A 17,271-nucleotide genomic window follows, 5' to 3' on the forward strand; every position below is an offset into this window, starting at 1 on the left:
GCATGAAGCAAGTTAATCTTAGAATCTATCGAATGATTCTTCCCCTATTGATGGGGTTATTCTTGTCTGTTGGCGTTTATGCACAGAACATCACCGTGAAAGGGCATGTAAAGGATGCTATGGGTGAGGTGATTGGCGCTAATGTCGTGGAAAAAGGTAATACCTCAAATGGTACAATCACCGACCTTGACGGTAATTTTACGCTGAGTGTTCCCAAAGGGGCAACGCTGGTGGTTTCTTTCATTGGATATCAGACTCAGGAAGTAGCTGCGGCTCCTTCGGTAATTATTACCTTGAAGGATGATGCCGAGTTGTTGAGTGAAGTTGTCGTAATTGGTTATGGTCGCGCTAAGAAAAACGATTTGACCGGATCGGTGACAGCTATCAAACCTGATGAAATGAACAAAGGTTTGCAGGTTAGTGCGCAAGACATGATTACTGGTAAGATTGCTGGTGTTAATGTTCAGAACAGTGGTGGTGAACCAGGTGGCGGAGCTTCAATTCGTATTCGTGGTGGTTCATCATTGAATGCCAGCAATGATCCGTTGATTGTAATCGATGGTCTGGCTATGGATAATTACGGTATGCAGGGTATGTCCAACCCTTTAAACCTTGTAAATCCTAATGATATTGAAAGCTTTACGGTGTTGAAAGACGCATCTGCTACAGCAATCTATGGTAGCCGTGCTTCTAATGGTGTTATTATTATTACCACTAAGAAAGGACGCAAAAATATGAAGCCGACTATTTCTTATAATGGAAATGTATCGGTAAGTACTGTGACTAATAAGTTGGATGTGCTGAGCGCTAATGAATTCATGAATTTTATAAAGAACAAGAGTGGATTGGAAGGTGCTGATTGGGAAGCCAGTGACTATTATAAAAATATGGGTTACTGGAGTGCATATAATGCTGACGGAACACCAGCTGATGGAGCTCAACACCTTTTTGCTGACACAGATTGGCAAGATGAAATTTACCGCACAGCTATTGCTACCGACCATAACATCACGTTGACTGGTGCTTATAAGAATCTTCCTTATCGTGTTTCTTTGGGTTATACAAAACAGCAAGGTATTCTTAAAACCTCAGACTTTGAGCGTTATACAGCTAGTGTGAGTTTGAATCCTACTTTCTTGAACGATCATTTGACTGTGAATTTTAATGCCAAAGGAATGTATTCTAATACAACGTATGCTAACACCAGTGCTATTGGTGCGGCCAGTGAAATGGATCCAACAAAACCTGTTATGATTGACAGTGAATTCTACAACAAAAACTTTGGTGGCTATTTTCAATACAGTTCGCCTGTAGATCGTGGTGATGATGAATGGAAATATTCTATCAACTCTCTGTCTACGCGTAATCCTATGGCTTATTTGAATACAACTTCAGATAAGGGTAAAGGTAAGGAGCTGACTGGAAATATTGAGTTGGATTATAAAATTCATGGTCTTGAAGATCTCCATTTGCATGTGAATGCTGGTATGGACTTGAAGAGTGGTAAGAGTGACAAATATTATAGCCGTTATAATTATGACAATTATTATTATGGCAGTCAGGGTTGGAATACTCAGGATACTTATAATCTCTCACTGAATATGTATGCCCAATACACTAAGGATTTCGGTAAGAATCATCATTTAGATGTAATGGGTGGTTATGAATGGCAGCATTTCCATAAAGAAACCGATTATTACTATTACGGTACTTATCCTGATACCAACAAGGAGCATCCAGGTGAAATAAAAGATCCGTCAGAAAATACTCTCTACAAGACTGAGAATTATTTGGTATCTTTCTTTGGTCGTTTGAACTATTCGTTGCTGGATCGTTACTTGCTGACTGTTACGCTACGTAATGACGGTTCTTCACGTTTCCATAAAGACAATCGTTGGGGATTGTTCCCTTCTGTTGCAGCTGCATGGAAAATCAATGAAGAAGCTTTCCTCAAAGATTCTAAAGTCGTTTCTGATTTGAAACTTCGTTTAGGTTGGGGTAAAACTGGTCAGCAGGAAGGTATTGGCGATTACACTTATTTTGCTTCTTATACGACTAATGGTTTGGGTGCATATTATCCAATTGTAGGCAATGGTATGACTTACCGTCCTGATGCTTATAATGCCGCCTTGACTTGGGAAAAGACTACTACCTACAATGCTGGTATTGATTTGAGTCTTTTAAATGATCGTTTTACTGTAAATTTGGATTATTATTACAGAAAGACTACTGACCTTATCAATACAGTGGCTGTTGCTGCAGGTTCTAACTTTAAGAATAAGGTTACAAGTAATATTGGTGAGTTACATAATCAGGGTGTCGAACTGTCGTTCACTTATCGGCCTATCCAAACGAAAGATTGGCGTTGGGAATTGGGTTATAATATAACTTATAATGATAATAAAATTGATAAACTGTTAGCAAGCGATGATGCTGATTATAAAATCCTGCATGGAGGTCTTGCAGTAGGTGATTCTGGTTCAGATGGTATTAAAGCTTGGGCTGTGGGACATCCGGTATCAGCTTTCTATACTTATCAACAGGTTTATGACCAGAATGGCCAACCTATTGAGGGGCAGTTTGTAGATCGTAATGGAGATGGTACTATCAACTCGGCAGACCGTTATTTCTATAAAAAGGCTGATGCTGATGTGATAATGGGTATGACGTCTAAATTGATTTACAAGAATTGGGACTTCGGCTTTTCTCTTCGTGCAAGTCTTGGCAATTATGCTTATAACGCTGTAGAAGCCGGGCGCTCGAATATTTCTGTAGAACGTTTATTTAATGGCAATACATGGCACAATGTAACTAATATGACTATGGCCAAAGATTGGAGTTATATTTCTACTGAAGATGCTTTGTCTGACTACTTCATTCAGAACGCTTCATTCTTGAAGTGCGATAATATCACTTTGGGATATAGCTTCGAAAAGTTGTTCGGAATGAAAATTAGTGGTCGTGCTTATCTTACAGCTCAGAATGTCTTTACAATCTCTAAATACAAAGGTATTGATCCGGAAATCAATGGTGGCTATGATGGTAATATTTACCCCCGTCCATTCACTGGTGTATTTGGTGTAAGTCTTAATTTCTAAACCATATTATAGAAAAATAACATGAAAACAAAAATACTGAAATCAATAATACCTGCTGCGGCACTTGCGCTAACATTGAACTTAAGTTCTTGTATAGGCGACTTGGATGTCACTCCAATCAATCCGCAGCAAACGATGGAATTCGATAATGACGCCGTCTTCAACAAAATCTATGCTAGTTTTAGTCTGACAGGGCAATCAGGACCTAATGGCAATGGTGACATTGATGATGTTGATGAAGGACGTTCAGGTATGTTCCGTTCTCAGTGGTATCTCAACGAATTTACTGCTGATGAAGCACATTGGGTATGGGCAACAGATGCTGGTATACCGGAATTGCTTCACAACTCATGGGGGGAAAGTTGTGTATTTTCGGCAGCTCTTTATTATCGTCTATATTTTACAATTACACTTTGTAACTTTTATTTAAGTCAAGAGGGTAATGCGGCAGACCAAGAGATGCGTAATGCAGAAGTACGTTTTATACGTGCTTATAACTATGCACTTGTTATGGACTTGTATGGAAATGCGGCCTTTACTGAAGCTGTGTCTGCTGAAATGGCTGTAGGTTATACAAGAAGCCAGTTCTTTGAATATGTTGAGAAAGAATTAAAAGAATGTGCTGATTTGATGGCGGAACCTGGTAAAAATACTTACGGTCGCGCTGACCGTGTAGCTGCTTGGAACCTATTGGCACGTATTTATTTGAATGCAGAAGTCTATACAAGTACACCTCGCTGGGATGATGCCATGACTTATGCTGAAAAGGTTATTAATAATGGATATTATCATCTTAATACAACGGGAGCTACTAATCCGGTAACTGGTGAGAAATATACAGGTTATCAAATGTTGTTCTTGGCCGATAATAATCGTAATGGAGCACAATATGAGAACTTATTGGTAGGCCTTACTGATGGTGAAACTACCAAAAGTTATGAAGGAACCAATTTCCTTATTCAAGCTTCTTACTCTAATAAAGTGCCGACAGATAATTATGCTCCTTCAGGTGCTGATAACAATTGGGGTAAATGTATTCGTCTGCGTAAGCAACTTATTGATAAGTTTTTTGCTACTAAGCCTGCTGAAGCAGCAACATTGCAAGATATGATTACTGCTGCAAATGACGACCGTGCATTGTTTTTCAATAAAGGAATGGACATTTCTGTTTCAGATGAAGGCACTGATGAAAATTTGGGGTATAGCTGTGTGAAGTTCCGCAATGTTAATTCTGATGGAAGTAACAATGCTGTTATTGAGTTTGTCAATACGGACTTACCTGTTATGCGTATAGCTGAGGCATATTTGACTTATGCGGAAGCTTCAGTTCGTAAAAATGGCGCTACTGGTAATAGTAATGCTAAAGCAAAAATAGATGAACTGCGTACACGTGCACATGCTCCTGTAAAGAGTACTTATACATTGGATGATATCTGTGATGAATGGAGCCGTGAGTTTTGGCTTGAAGGACGTCGGCGTGTCGATCTTATTCGCTTTGGTAAATTTGCCGGACAATCTAGCTATAAGTGGGAATGGATGGGAGGTGTTTATGAGGGTAATCAATTCCCCTCTTATATGAGTATTTTCCCTTTACCGGTAAATGAGATCTCGAATAATAAAAATCTGAAACAGAATACTGGTTATTAATCTCTAAATGAAAATAAGGAATATGAAAAAATATATTATTGCATCTTTGTTGGTAGGTGTTGCTCTTATGGGCTTTACATCGTGTGAAGATGACAGAGACTCCAATCCTACCTTGACGGTACCTGATAGTTTTGTGCTGAATACACCTGCATTAGCTGGTAATGTGTATGATTTAGCTAATTGTGAGGGGATTGAACTGTCATGTAAACAACCGGATTTTGGTTATACAGCTGCTGTAAGCTATTATCCTCAACTTTCATTAACTGATGAATGGGAAAATGTGCTTGATGAGAACGGTGAAATAGTAGGCAATCCCAAATTTGTACAATTGGAAAGTTATAGTACGAAGGCTAAATTTGACGTTGTGGCTAAAGATTTCAATAGAGCCATTATGAAGATAGGTGGATATACGGCAGAAGAGCAAATACCGGATAATTTGGATGTATATGTACGTCTTAATGGTGTTCTGAATTCAGGCCAAAATACTTATTCAAATAGTATAACAATGAAAGTTAAACCTTTCTTCCAGGCATTGGTTGCTGCGGATACTGAATTGTGGTATCTTATCGGTGCTTGTGTAGGAGATGGTGCATGGGGATCGGAAATCGGTGTTTCTGTTTATCCGATGTCTCCAGTAGAAGGTGGTAAGTTTGATGAGGCAACGGGTAAAGGTCCTCTTACTTATACAGGTTATTTCACACCTGAGCTTGGCTTCAAGATTATTCGTGTTCCCGGTGAGTGGGCCGATCAATGGGGGGGTGTTGATGGAGATATTAACCAACCTCGTCTGAAAGATGATACTGGTGAAGGTGCGGATTTTAAAGTTCCTTCGGCAGGCTACTATCGAATAGATCTTGATTGTTATACAAACACTTTGACATTTACTGCTCTTGATAAGGACCCGGCAGAGTACCAGCAGATGATGATTGCAGGTGACTTTACGAATTGGGGGGATGGAGCTGTGCACATGTCTCCGGTAGATACTTATGCAGGCGCCCGTCCACATGTATGGATGTATGATATGAGTATAACTGAAAATACAGGAATGAAGTTCCTCGTTGATAGCAGCTGGAATCCTAATTGGGGCGGTGATAAGTTCCCGTTTGGTTGGGGTGTTGGCGGCGGTGCTAATATTCCTGTAGAGGCTGGCGATTATCGAGTCATCTTTAATGATATTACCGGTTACTATCATTTTTACAATAAATAATAATGAATAAATAAATAATTTGATTAGTATGAGAAAATCATTCATATATAGTATAGTTCTTACAACCGCGTTTTTTAGCGGTTGTAAGGGTGATTATGATGACTGGGCAGCTCCTCAAGGTTTTGATGCGGAGGAAGCTAAAAATATAAGCGTGAATATTACGCCTGCTGCGGCCATTGAAATGGAGAATGTTACCACTGAAACTATTCAGCTTTTTACAGCGTCGGTAGATGCTCCGGAAGGTATGGAAGTTACTGCTTATGAAGCTGTACTGAGCAAAATAGATGAGAATGGAGTCGCACAGGGAAAAACTATCTTGGCAGCTGATGCTTCAGGAAATGTATCTACTAAAGAAGTCGTGAGTGCAGTGGAAAGCTATTATGGCAAGAATCCGATTGCACGTAAATTGGCTGTAACTGTAATGGCATACATAAAACAAGCTGAACAAGCTTTTTGTGTAAGTTCCAATCAGGTAGAAGTGCAAGTAACACTTATTAAGCCTGATATCTCAGAATCGTATTATCTTGTTGGTGATATGGTTGGATGGGATGAGGCGAGTATGATAAAATTCGCCCATAGTGATGTGAATGTTTATGATGATCCAGTGTTTACCATCTCCATAACTACAACAGCTGATGATCAATATTGGAAAATTATTCCTCAAAAGAATATTGACGCAGGTGACTTCTGGGCAAATCCTGGAGTTGTAGGCCCTAAAGTTGATGGAGATGATGCTATGAGCGGTCAACTCGTGAATGAGGGTGCCGGTGCAGGTAAGATTGCGAAAGCCGGTAAGTATAATATGATCATTAATATGATGGATTATACTTATGAAATCACGGAAGCTCCTACGGAACTTTATATGACGGGTAGTGAGTACTCTTGGGGTGGTGTATGGAAACAACTTACTCCAGTAAATGGTACAGGCACTGATTATTGGACGATTGTATATTTGAGTGTTGGCGAAAAGATTAAGTTCGCTCCGCAGGCCGATTGGGGAAATGATTTCGGTGGTCAGGCAACGGTGAATGATGAAGCCGGTGCAGGTTTGGCCGCTGATACTGATAATAATTTGGAAACCAAGAATGCCGGTTGGTATCTGCTTCATGTTGTTAATGGTGCGGAACGCATTGTTAATGTGTTGGCTCCGAACGTTTATTTGATAGGGGATACGGCTCCTGCAGGATGGAATGTTGATGAAACGGGAAAATTTGTTATTCCGGAAACAAAAGATGGGGAATTTGTGTCTCCTGCATTCGTGGCAAGTAAAGAAGTGCGTATGTGCGTCAATTTTGGTGGCTACGATTGGTGGAAGGTGGAATTTATTGTTCTTGATGGAAAGATTGTTTATCGTGGCAATGGTGGCGATCAAGAACGGGTAAGTGTTTCAGAAGGCCAGAAAGCCTATTTGAATTTCACTGACGGTACAGGAGTTTTTAAGTGATCCAATTTTAGAATTTAAACCAAGCCCTCTTCCTCATTTTTCTAATATGGGGAAGAGGGCTTCGCTTATCTTCATACATTATAAAAAACAAATGTGTTTTTCTTGGCTCGTCTGCAGTTCTAATGGGATGCAGTGAGTTATTCCTATATATTTATAAAGCAATAGTTAGCTAAACATTCAATTATTATATGAATGAATAGAACTAAAAACAGAGAACTTTGGGAGCTGTTGCCGTAACAACTTGCAAATTTGCAAGTTTTGCAGAGCTCTGTTTTTTTCCCACTTGGGAAAAAATATTTCTCCAACTGGGAAAAAATATTTTTCCAATAAGTCCGGTGAAACACACCAAATCCCATAAGTTGATTTCCGGTCCGTTATATCTTTGCCGATAGAAACCAATTGATCGGGAATATATGCTTTGATTCATGCAACCGTTTGCACTACTTCTTTTCCTGCTTCTGTCTCAAGTGCTTGATAATCCGGGATAACTGGTGTACTTTTGAACCATTAACCAATAAATTGATACCGAATGAGAAGACTTTACTCCTTATTTATTTGTTTGCTGGCAGTGGTTGCCATGCAAGCGCAAATAGTAACCACTACTCCGGCTTTCCCGACGGAGAATGATGAAGTCACCATTATTTTTGATGCAACGAAAGGTACGGCTGGGCTGAAAGGTTTTACCGGTGATGTGTATGCACATACAGGAGTGATAACGGATAAAAGCAAAGATGGTGATGATTGGAAGCATGCCCCAACATGGGGAGATAACTCTGTGAAATATAAAATGACTTCTTTAGGAAATGATAAGTGGCAACTTAAAATAACTCCTAATATTCGTGAATATTATAGTGTTGAGCAGGGGGAAAATGTAAAACAATTAGCTTTCGTATTTCGTAGTGCAGATAAATCGAAAGAAGGAAAAGAAACGGGCGGAAAAAATATCTACGTTGATATACATGCCGCTGGCTTAACCGTTCGCTTCGACAAACCTGCTGAAAAAGAAAATATACTTATCGGTACGCCCTTTACAATTGAAGCTTCTGCCTCTGCGGCTTCCGATTTGAAACTTTATGTAAATGCGGACGAAATAGCTACTGCAACTAATACTACTACTATTTCCCAACCTTATACATTCTCAACAGCCGGAAGCTATACGTTGAAAGTAGAGGCTACTGCTAATGGTAAAACAGAATCCGCTACACAGGAAGTAACAGTACTGAATGGAACAAGTACTTCGGAAACGATGCCTAAGGGAGTACGTCCCGGTATTAACTATGTCAGTGATACGGAAGTAACTTTGGTGTTGCAGGCTCCGGGTAAAAAGTATGTGTATGTGGTAGGTGACTTTAATGATTGGACGCCTAAAGCAGACTATCAACTGAAACAAGACGGTGAATATTTCTGGGTAACTCTTTCAGGACTGACTAAAGGAGAAGAATATGCTTTCCAATATTTGGTAGATGGTTCTGTTTATGTGGCAGACCCATATACAGATAAGGTTTTGGATCCTTGGAATGATCAGTATATTGAAAGTACGACATATCCGAATCTGAAAGCCTATCCGACCGGAAAAGCGGAAGGTATTGTTTCCGTCCTGCAAACAGGACAGACTGCTTATAACTGGAAAGTGAAGAACTTTGAGCGCCCTGCTTCTGAAAAGTTGGTTATTTACGAAATGCTGATTCGTGATTTTACTGAGGAACATACTTTTAATGCTGCGAAAGAGAAACTGGAATACTTGAAGAATCTGGGAGTAAATGCAATCGAACTGATGCCTATTAATGAGTTCGAAGGAAACACGAGCTGGGGGTATAATCCTTCATTCTATTTTGCCGTAGATAAGTATTACGGTACAAAAAATGATTTAAGAGCTTTTGTAGATGAATGTCACAGTCAAGGGATGGCTGTTATTATTGACCTTGTGCTGAATCATAGCTTTGACCAGTCTCCTTTCTATCTTTTGTATAAGGATGCGGATGGAAGACCCTCTGCTGATAATCCGTGGTATAATCAAGATTCAAATATAAAGAACCCAAGTCTTTCGTGGGGACGTGATTTTAATCACGAGAGTGAATATACCCGTGCTTTGGTAGATAGCGTAGCCGGCTTTTGGATGTCGGAATATAAAATTGATGGTTTCCGTTATGATTTTACAAAAGGGTTCTCTAATACTCCTTATGGAACAAATGATTGGGCAAACGGACCGGATAATGCACGTATCGCCAACTTGAAACGTATGGCGGCTGCCGTACAAAAGCGGCAACCGGGCGCTTACGTTATTTTTGAACATTTAGCAGCTAATAGTGAAGAGAAACAATTGGCGGAAGCTGGTATTTTATTATGGCGCAATATGAATCATTCATATTGCCAGACAGCAATGGGATGGACTACGGAAAATGATTTCAGTGGTTTATATGCGGGAACAAGTATGCCTGCTGGTAGTTTAGTGGGGTATATGGAGAGTCATGATGAAGAACGTACAGGATTTAAAGCCTGGAAATGGGGAAATACCGGAGTAATAGCATCAACTACGAGTACAAATACTGGAATGAGCCCTGCAACAGGAAGTAATATTAATCTCTCTACCCGCACCAAACGTTTAGCCACTAATGCCGCCTTCTTCCTTACCGTACCTGGCCCAAAGATGATCTGGCAATTTGGTGAGTTAGGATATGATTTCTCTATAAATAACAATAGTGATGGTTCTAAATATGACGATCAGGGTGGCTATCGTACGGATCCTAAACCTATACGTTGGGACTATTTTGAAGATGCTGACCGAAAAGGATTGTATGAAACGTATGCTGCCCTTTTAGATTTTCGTCATTCATATCCTGAACTATTTGCTTCGAATACTACATTTAGCTGGAAAGTAGGTACTGCAAACTGGGACAATGGACGTACCTTGTCAGCTACTTCTACCGACGGCAAGTCTCTTGTAGTGGTTGGAAACTTTACTTTGGCAGATAAGAACCTTCCTGTAACTTTCCCGGAAACAGGTACATGGTATGAAATCCTGAAGGATAATGAGCCATTGAGTGTGTCAGGTACCACACAGACTATTGTTGTTCCTGCTCATGAATTCCGTCTCTTTACTAACTTTAAACCGACTTTGACAGGGATTGAAACCACTACTCCTGATGCGGAAGTACCTTTGATATACTATAATAAGGCGATAGATACTTTGGTGTTACCTGTTGGAGAGGCTAAACGTGTAGAAGTATATTCTGTAAACGGAATGCTGGTGATGACGCAGGAAAAGTGTACTTCTGTAGGCTTGTCAGCCTTACCTGTTGGCTACTATATGGCACGGGTTTATATGGAAGATGGCAGAGTGCAAGTTTGCAAAATAATGAAATAGATTAGGTACGATAAAATAGATTAGTTGCTGTAAATATGATCAACAACAAAGTAAATTTATGCTTTTCGAAGAAAGCTGCGGGTATATTACTCGCAGCTACTTCTTTCTTAGTGATGGCTTGTAGTGAAAATGTAAAAGAGTTGTCTCCGTTAAGTACGCACGAATTAGGCATTGCCATACCTGACGGTCAGTCACGTGAATATTCTTATACAGACAAAAACGGAGGTTTCTATTATGGAATGACCTCTACGGATGATTGGGGAGATTGGTTTGCTGGCTGGAATATTTATGCCAAACGTATCTTTGCCGATTACCGCTTGTATGTGGATGGAGAAAGATTGCTTCGGGAAAATGCCCGTACGTCGGTGTATCCTGACAAATTAGTTCGCAGTTATGAAGAAGCTGTGGAAACATTCTGTCTGGTGGATGAACCGAAGCTGCTGTGTGTTCGTATGGATAGTGTACAAGGGAAGCAGATCTCATTCATGCTGATGGGAGGAAATGTGGTGGATGCACGGAAGGATGGAAATTCTGTACTCTATACAACGAAAGAGTCACCGGAGAATGTAATACGTATAGCATCCGTAGCGGAGGCAGGAATTGAATTTGCAGATAATCTGATAACTGTTCCGGTTGCTGCTGATGGTTTCCTGATTGCTTTTGGTACGGAAGAAGATAGCCGGCAAGCAATAGCCGGTTTCCGTAAAGAAGGAGAGATGTGGTTGTCTGCACGTAGTCAGCGTATTCAATCCTTATTGGACCATAATCCTTTAAAGACCAATCTGGATTCTTTGGATCATGCCCTTGCCTGGATTATGCTTACCAATGATCAGTTGATCACTCATCAGCACGGTGGTTATGGTATGTATGCCGGTTTACCCTGGTTCACGGACTTCTGGGGGCGGGATATGTTTATTTCTATGCCGGGTGCAGTGCTTTGTACAGGGCAGTTTGATACGGCACGTGATATTCTTGCGTCATTTGCACGTTATCAGGATACCATTTCCACATCTCCTACTTACGGACGTGTACCTAATCGTTTGAATCTGGAAGGTATTCTTTATAATACCACTGACGGAACCCCTCGTTTCGTTATGCAGGTGCACGATTATCTGAAATATACGGGTGACACCGCCTTCGTGAAAGAAATTTATCCTTCAGTGAAGATTGCTACGGATGCTTCTCTTCGCCTGTATACGGACGAGAAAGGGTATCTTACCCATGCGGATGCGGACACTTGGATGGATGCCAAACGTCAAAGCAAGTATCCCTGTTCACCACGTGGCAATCGTGCTGTGGATGTGCAGGCATTGTGGTATACCCAATTGATGAATGCCTCGGATCTTGCCCGCTACATGAACCGTGAAGAAGATGCCCAGCGTTGGAATCTTGCCGCGGAGCATCTTCGTTCAAACTTTGAACAAGACTTTATTGATACTGCTACTACGTTTATTTATGATCATTTGAATACAGATGGAAGTGGGGATGCGCAATTCCGTCCCAATGCTATCTATGCGTTGGATCTGGTTTCTGATCCTGACTTGAAGATGCATGAGACAAGAGATGTTTGGGAACGCCTGGTATATCCGTGGGGAGTATCTTCACTCGACCAGTATGACGAACAGTTTCATCCTTACCATGAGCAATGGTATCGTTATCATAAAGATGATGCTTATCATAATGGTACGATATGGCTTTGGAATAATGGTATGGCCATGCAGCGGATGATAGAAAACGGACAAGCTGACATTGCGTATACTTTGTTCAAGAATATGAACCGTCAGGCACTTGCCGAAGGTGCTGTCGGCAGTTTATCAGAGAATGCGGATGCATGGCCACGTGCCGGGCAGACGTGGGTACGTCGAAGTGGAACTTTCCTGCAAGCGTGGAGTAATAGTGAGCATATCCGTGTATGGAATCAATACTTCCTGGGAATCCGTCCTGATATGCTCAATCATTCCATAACCATTGCTCCGCAGCTTCCTTCTGAATTGAAGGCAGTGGATAGTCGGGTAAATATAGGAGATGGTACATTACGTATGATTATTTCTAAAAACGATGCTAACGGAACTTACCATTATGAATGGACCGGTACGCCCGTAACTCTTAAACTGGATATCGATTCTTATCAGACATTGGATGTTCCGGTCCCGACAGACCACTCGGTAAGGATCAGGACAGAGGGAGTACGTATGACAGTGGATGTCTCTGATGCCTCTGGTAAAAAGGCAGCCAATTACGTAGCAGAACTGGATACACTCAAGCAGGAACAGAAGAAACAGCAAGATGATTATTTCACGAATACTCATTTTGCAAAGCCTTCTTACAGAGAAAATATGAAGAGCATGTCCCGTTACTTTGATCCGCCGTTGACGTATCAGAGTGTGGAATGAATTTATTCGTAAATCTTATTCAGCAATTTGTTCAGCCATTCCCAACGGAAACGAAACCAGCGGCGAGTACTGCTTTGCTTGCCGCCGAAGCGTAAGACAAATTCGCGGTAACCGTGCTTACGGAAGGGGAGACCGACATCCATAAATTCAAGGTGACGGTATCCCCGCTGCTTGGCATCGAACAGAGCATACCATACGGCAAGTATACCCGGGTATTGAAGGGCATACGTCTTGCGCATACCACCAGAGAACCAAAGGTAAGCACTGTCTTCGGAATAGATGCAGGCACTGCCACCTATGATTTTATCTTTGTAAGTGACAATGAATATTTTGCTTTGTTCCCCTTTCATCATTTCTTCTTCCATGCGTTGGAAGAACACTCTGCTGGGGAAGTGGCGGCGTATTTTTGAGGAATAAACATGGTGTAGCATCTGTGAGAAAGCACGTACTTCCTCAGGAGTATGAGCTTCACGCACTTCTGCACCATTTTTTAATCCTTTTTTTATCTGACGGATACGTGAGGGGCTGAAACGGCTTTCTACATGTTCGATGCTATGTAGCGAATTGCGTACCCGTAGCCAATTGATGGCGAAGTAACGGTTCTTACGAAAAGATTTATACCCAAACAGTGAATTTTCCAGATTGCGGAACTCAATAAGAAATGCTTCCCGCAATGCCTCGGCAGTTAACCGTTGGAGGATTTCGCCAAAGACAAATTCTTTATCGACTGTTTCATCGAAATATTCTCCTGTGCCATAGATTTCACATCTCTTGATGATAGAGGGTGGAAACAAACGAACACTCTTTCGTACTGCTGCCAATAGCTTGGCAACGGGTCTTCCTGCCTCTGATGCAACAATGAGAAGGGGCGTATAACCCGGGGTTGCTTCGTAGATATGAAACAACTCGATGGAGTGAAATGTATTATTGCCCGGCAGTTCCGGGATGTCACTCCCGTGGTAATATGTCGTCAGTTTCAAAGGCATTGACTGCAAATTTAGAAAATAATCTTGTATCTTTGCGTTCTTAAATGGTAATTTAGCGCAATGCGCTAAATTAAGTTACAAGTTACAAGCTACCAGCTACGAGCTACGAGTGCCATTCGGTATAATAGCGCAGCTACTTGTAGCTCGTAGCTTGTAACTCGTAACTTAATAATATTATGATATATGGAAAATTTCAGTGAATTGCTAAAAGTTCGCCGCAGCATGCGGAAGTTTACGGATGAAGAGTTGACGCAGGAAGAGGTGGTTACTTTGATGAAAGCTGCGCTGATGTCACCCACTTCCAAGCGGACAAATGCATGGCAGTTTATTATGGTGGATGATAAAGAGTTGCTTGAAAAACTATCACATTGCAAGGCGCAGGCGTCGCAATTTATTGCTGATGCACCGCTGGCAATTGTGGTGACGGCCGATCCGTTAGCGAGTGATGTGTGGATTGAAGATGCTTCCATTGCTTCGATTATTATACAATTACAGGCAGAAGATATGGGCTTAGGCAGTTGCTGGGTGCAGGTACGCGAACGTTTCACCGCTTCCGGTATGCCGTCCGATGAATATGTGCGCGAAGTGCTTGATATTCCCTTGCAACTGCAAGTACTCAGTGTCGTTGTTATCGGACACAAAGGCATGGAACGTAAGCCTTTCAGTGAAGAACATCTGCAATGGGAAAAAGTTCATATCAATAAATACGGAGGAAAGTAACGGTGGGTGCAGCAAAAGCAAACAATAATCGCGATACTTACAGGGCTACGGCGGTTACGTTGATTGTTTTCGGTATACTTTATCTGGTGGACAAATTGATACACTTCTCAAGTATCGGTCTGCCGTGGGTGATGAATAAGGACAATTTCCTCCTTTATACGGCGGTGATATTTCTCATCTTCAAGCGTGATAAGTCTGTAGGGCTGGTGTTGATCGGTTTATGGTTAATACTGAACTTCGGATTGATTACAGCATTACTCGGTACGATGTCTGCTTATCTGTTACCTGTGGCGCTGTTAGTTCTCGGAATTATTTTATATTGGCTGGCTACAAGATGAAAAGAAGTGTACAAGATACGCCAATAGTCTTTATCGGTGCCGGAAACCTCGCGACTAATCTGGCTAAGGCTTTATATCAGAATGGCTTTCGTATAGTACAGGTCTATAGCCGTACAAAAGAAGCTGCATGTGCATTGGCGCAGGCAGTGGAAGCTGGATATACAACTGAACTTTCTGAAGTATCTAAGGATGCCCGGCTATATATTGTCTCTTTAAAGGATGATGCTTTCGTGACATTATTACCTGAAATTGTTGCCGGAAAGGAAGATGCTTTATTGGTACATACAGCCGGAAGTATTCCTATGAATGTCTGGGAAGGTAAAACATCACGTTATGGAGTGTTTTATCCTATGCAGACTTTCAGTAAGCAGCGCGAAGTTGATTTTCGCGTAGTACCTTTTTTTATAGAGAGTAATTCGTCTGAAGATACAGAGTTGCTAAAAGCAATTGCTTCTGTTCTTTCGGAGAAAGTATACGAGGCAACTTCCGAGCAACGGAGGAGCCTGCATCTGGCTGCTGTGTTTACTTGTAATTTTACGAATCACATGTATGCCCTGGCATCTGAATTGCTGAAAAAGTATGATCTTCCGTTTAATGCCATGTTGCCTTTGATTGATGAGACAGCCCGTAAAGTGCATGAATTGGAACCGAAACAAGCGCAGACGGGGCCGGCTGTACGTTATGATGAGAATGTGATCAATAAACATCTGGAGATGCTTGCGGGTGAGCCGGAGATGCAGGAATTATATCGATTGGTTAGCGAGAGCATACATCGTTTGCATAACAAGTAATGTTCCGGTGTATAACAAGCAATGTTTTGAGGCATAACAAGTATTGTTTTACCACATAACAAGCATTATTGTTTTTGATAAATAACCCAACTAAAAACCGAATATAGTGAGTACTATCAATTACGATTTAAAGAAGATAAAGGCCCTTGTCTTTGATGTTGACGGCGTTTTAAGTGCTAACGTTATCCCGATGAGTCAGGATGGCGAGCCTATGCGTACCGTGAACATTAAGGATGGATATGCCTTGCATCTTGCCGGTAAACAGGGGCTGCTATTGGGCATCATAACCGGTGGGCGATCTGAGGCTGTTCGCAAACGTTTCGTGGCTTTGGGAATTCCTTCTGTGGATATTTATATGTCTTCTTCCGTGAAAATCCATGATTATCATGATTTCCGTGATCGTCATAGTCTTAAAGATGAAGAGATTCTTTATGTGGGAGATGATATTCCCGATATTGAGGTGATGCGTGAATGTGGATTGCCATGTTGCCCTAAAGATGCATCAGCGGAAGTGAAGGCTGTTTCCCGCTATATATCTTATGCTAATGGTGGCTATGGTTGTGGTCGGGATGTCGTGGAACAAGTCCTGAAAGTTCAGGGATTTTGGATGGATGATAAAGCATTCGGATGGTAGGATGATGAGCAAATTAATAATTAATAATTAAAAATTGAAGAGGCGGTGTTGGACAATTTGAAAAAGTATAAGGTGATACTTGCCAGTAATTCTCCGCGAAGGAAGGAATTGCTTGCAGGTTTAGGTGTGGACTATGAAGTGCGGACTTTGCCCGATGTGGATGAATCATATCCTGAGACTTTGCAGGGTGCGGATATACCTTTGTATATCGCTAAAGAAAAGGCGGACGCTTACGTTGCCATGATGCAACCCGGTGAATTGATGATTACTGCCGATACAATTGTATGGCTGGATGGCAAAGTGCTGGGTAAACCCCGGGATAGGGAAGATGCTTTGCAGATGTTGCGCACTATGTCCGGGCGTACCCATGAGGTTTTCACCGGCGTATGCATAACCACTACCGATTGGCAGCGTAGTTTTACTGCACAAACTGAGGTGCGTTTTGCCACTTTAAGTGAAGAGGAAATAGCCTACTATGTAGATAATTTCCAACCGATGGACAAAGCCGGTGCCTATGGAGTGCAGGAGTGGATCGGTTTTATCGGAGTGGAAAATATCTCGGGTAGTTACTATAATATCATGGGACTCCCTGTACAGAAATTGTACAGGGAATTACTGAAAGTATAGTTCAATACTAAGACTACAATGT

At 41.4% G+C, this 17,271-nt stretch carries 12 protein-coding genes; 11 read left to right on the forward strand and 1 reads right to left on the reverse strand.

Annotation, left to right across the window (positions count from 1 at the left end):
* Positions 1-2: 2 nt before the first annotated feature.
* The 6 genes from DW182_RS00495 (at position 3) to DW182_RS00525 (ending at position 13,153) form a co-directional block, all read left to right on the forward strand.
* The gene (locus DW182_RS00495; RefSeq protein ID WP_118216443.1) at positions 3-3,098 is read left to right on the forward strand and encodes a TonB-dependent receptor; all 3,096 of its coding nucleotides are present in this window, start codon (positions 3-5) and stop codon (positions 3,096-3,098) included.
* Between the two features lie 21 nt (positions 3,099-3,119).
* Entirely contained in the window at positions 3,120-4,745 is a 1,626-nt protein-coding gene (locus DW182_RS00500) for a RagB/SusD family nutrient uptake outer membrane protein (protein WP_118216444.1), read from the forward strand.
* Positions 4,746-4,767: 22 nt separating this feature from the next.
* Positions 4,768-5,952: a SusE domain-containing protein gene (locus DW182_RS00505; RefSeq protein WP_115501892.1), complete on the forward strand. Its 1,185-nt coding sequence runs from the start codon at positions 4,768-4,770 to the stop codon at positions 5,950-5,952.
* 28 nt (positions 5,953-5,980) lie between these two features.
* On the forward strand, positions 5,981-7,396 hold the full coding sequence (locus DW182_RS00510) for a DUF5115 domain-containing protein (protein WP_118294313.1): 1,416 nt from the start codon (positions 5,981-5,983) through the stop codon (positions 7,394-7,396).
* A 529-nt stretch (positions 7,397-7,925) separates the two neighbouring features.
* Positions 7,926-10,760, forward strand: coding sequence for an alpha-amylase family glycosyl hydrolase (locus tag DW182_RS00520; RefSeq protein WP_118294315.1), 2,835 nt, complete (start codon positions 7,926-7,928; stop codon positions 10,758-10,760).
* A gap of 35 nt (positions 10,761-10,795) precedes the next feature.
* Positions 10,796-13,153, forward strand: coding sequence for an amylo-alpha-1,6-glucosidase (locus DW182_RS00525; protein WP_118294316.1), 2,358 nt, complete (start codon positions 10,796-10,798; stop codon positions 13,151-13,153).
* A 2-nt stretch (positions 13,154-13,155) separates the two neighbouring features.
* Here DW182_RS00525 and DW182_RS00530 read toward each other — a convergent pair whose 3' ends face one another.
* Positions 13,156-14,139: a GNAT family N-acetyltransferase gene (locus DW182_RS00530; protein WP_118294317.1), complete on the reverse strand. Its 984-nt coding sequence runs from the start codon at positions 14,137-14,139 to the stop codon at positions 13,156-13,158.
* A gap of 183 nt (positions 14,140-14,322) precedes the next feature.
* On the opposite strand from DW182_RS00530, the gene DW182_RS00535 reads away from it, so the two are divergent.
* The 5 genes from DW182_RS00535 to DW182_RS00555 all read left to right on the forward strand — a co-directional run bounded on the left by DW182_RS00535 (position 14,323) and on the right by DW182_RS00555 (position 17,249).
* On the forward strand, positions 14,323-14,859 hold the full coding sequence (locus tag DW182_RS00535) for a nitroreductase family protein (protein WP_118294318.1): 537 nt from the start codon (positions 14,323-14,325) through the stop codon (positions 14,857-14,859).
* 2 nt (positions 14,860-14,861) lie between these two features.
* Positions 14,862-15,197 (forward strand): hypothetical protein, encoded by a 336-nt coding sequence (locus tag DW182_RS00540; protein ID WP_044263311.1) that lies wholly within the window; start codon positions 14,862-14,864, stop codon positions 15,195-15,197.
* Positions 15,194-15,988, forward strand: a complete 795-nt coding sequence (locus DW182_RS00545; RefSeq protein ID WP_115501577.1) for a Rossmann-like and DUF2520 domain-containing protein — start codon at positions 15,194-15,196, stop codon at positions 15,986-15,988. The genes DW182_RS00540 and DW182_RS00545 overlap by 4 nt, the downstream gene beginning before the upstream one ends.
* Before the next feature lie 106 nt (positions 15,989-16,094).
* Positions 16,095-16,622: an HAD family hydrolase gene (locus DW182_RS00550; protein WP_118294319.1), complete on the forward strand. Its 528-nt coding sequence runs from the start codon at positions 16,095-16,097 to the stop codon at positions 16,620-16,622.
* A gap of 45 nt (positions 16,623-16,667) precedes the next feature.
* Positions 16,668-17,249 (forward strand): Maf-like protein, encoded by a 582-nt coding sequence (locus tag DW182_RS00555; RefSeq protein WP_007664386.1) that lies wholly within the window; start codon positions 16,668-16,670, stop codon positions 17,247-17,249.
* Positions 17,250-17,271 lie beyond the last annotated feature (22 nt).

The sequence above is a fragment of the Bacteroides sp. AM16-24 genome (assembly GCF_003471885.1).
In the GTDB taxonomy this organism is placed as follows: domain Bacteria; phylum Bacteroidota; class Bacteroidia; order Bacteroidales; family Bacteroidaceae; genus Bacteroides.

Excerpts from the sequence above, each read along its gene's own strand:
- DW182_RS00495 (WP_118216443.1), top strand. The coding sequence starts at position 3 with ATGAAGCAAGTTAATCTTAGAATCTATCGAATGATTCTTCCCCTATTG.
- DW182_RS00500 (WP_118216444.1), top strand. The coding sequence starts at position 3,120 with ATGAAAACAAAAATACTGAAATCAATAATACCTGCTGCGGCACTTGCG.
- DW182_RS00505 (WP_115501892.1), top strand. The coding sequence starts at position 4,768 with ATGAAAAAATATATTATTGCATCTTTGTTGGTAGGTGTTGCTCTTATG.
- DW182_RS00510 (WP_118294313.1), top strand. The coding sequence starts at position 5,981 with ATGAGAAAATCATTCATATATAGTATAGTTCTTACAACCGCGTTTTTT.
- DW182_RS00520 (WP_118294315.1), top strand. The coding sequence starts at position 7,926 with ATGAGAAGACTTTACTCCTTATTTATTTGTTTGCTGGCAGTGGTTGCC.
- DW182_RS00525 (WP_118294316.1), top strand. The coding sequence starts at position 10,796 with ATGATCAACAACAAAGTAAATTTATGCTTTTCGAAGAAAGCTGCGGGT.
- DW182_RS00530 (WP_118294317.1), bottom strand. The coding sequence starts at position 14,139 with ATGCCTTTGAAACTGACGACATATTACCACGGGAGTGACATCCCGGAA.
- DW182_RS00535 (WP_118294318.1), top strand. The coding sequence starts at position 14,323 with ATGGAAAATTTCAGTGAATTGCTAAAAGTTCGCCGCAGCATGCGGAAG.
- DW182_RS00545 (WP_115501577.1), top strand. The coding sequence starts at position 15,194 with ATGAAAAGAAGTGTACAAGATACGCCAATAGTCTTTATCGGTGCCGGA.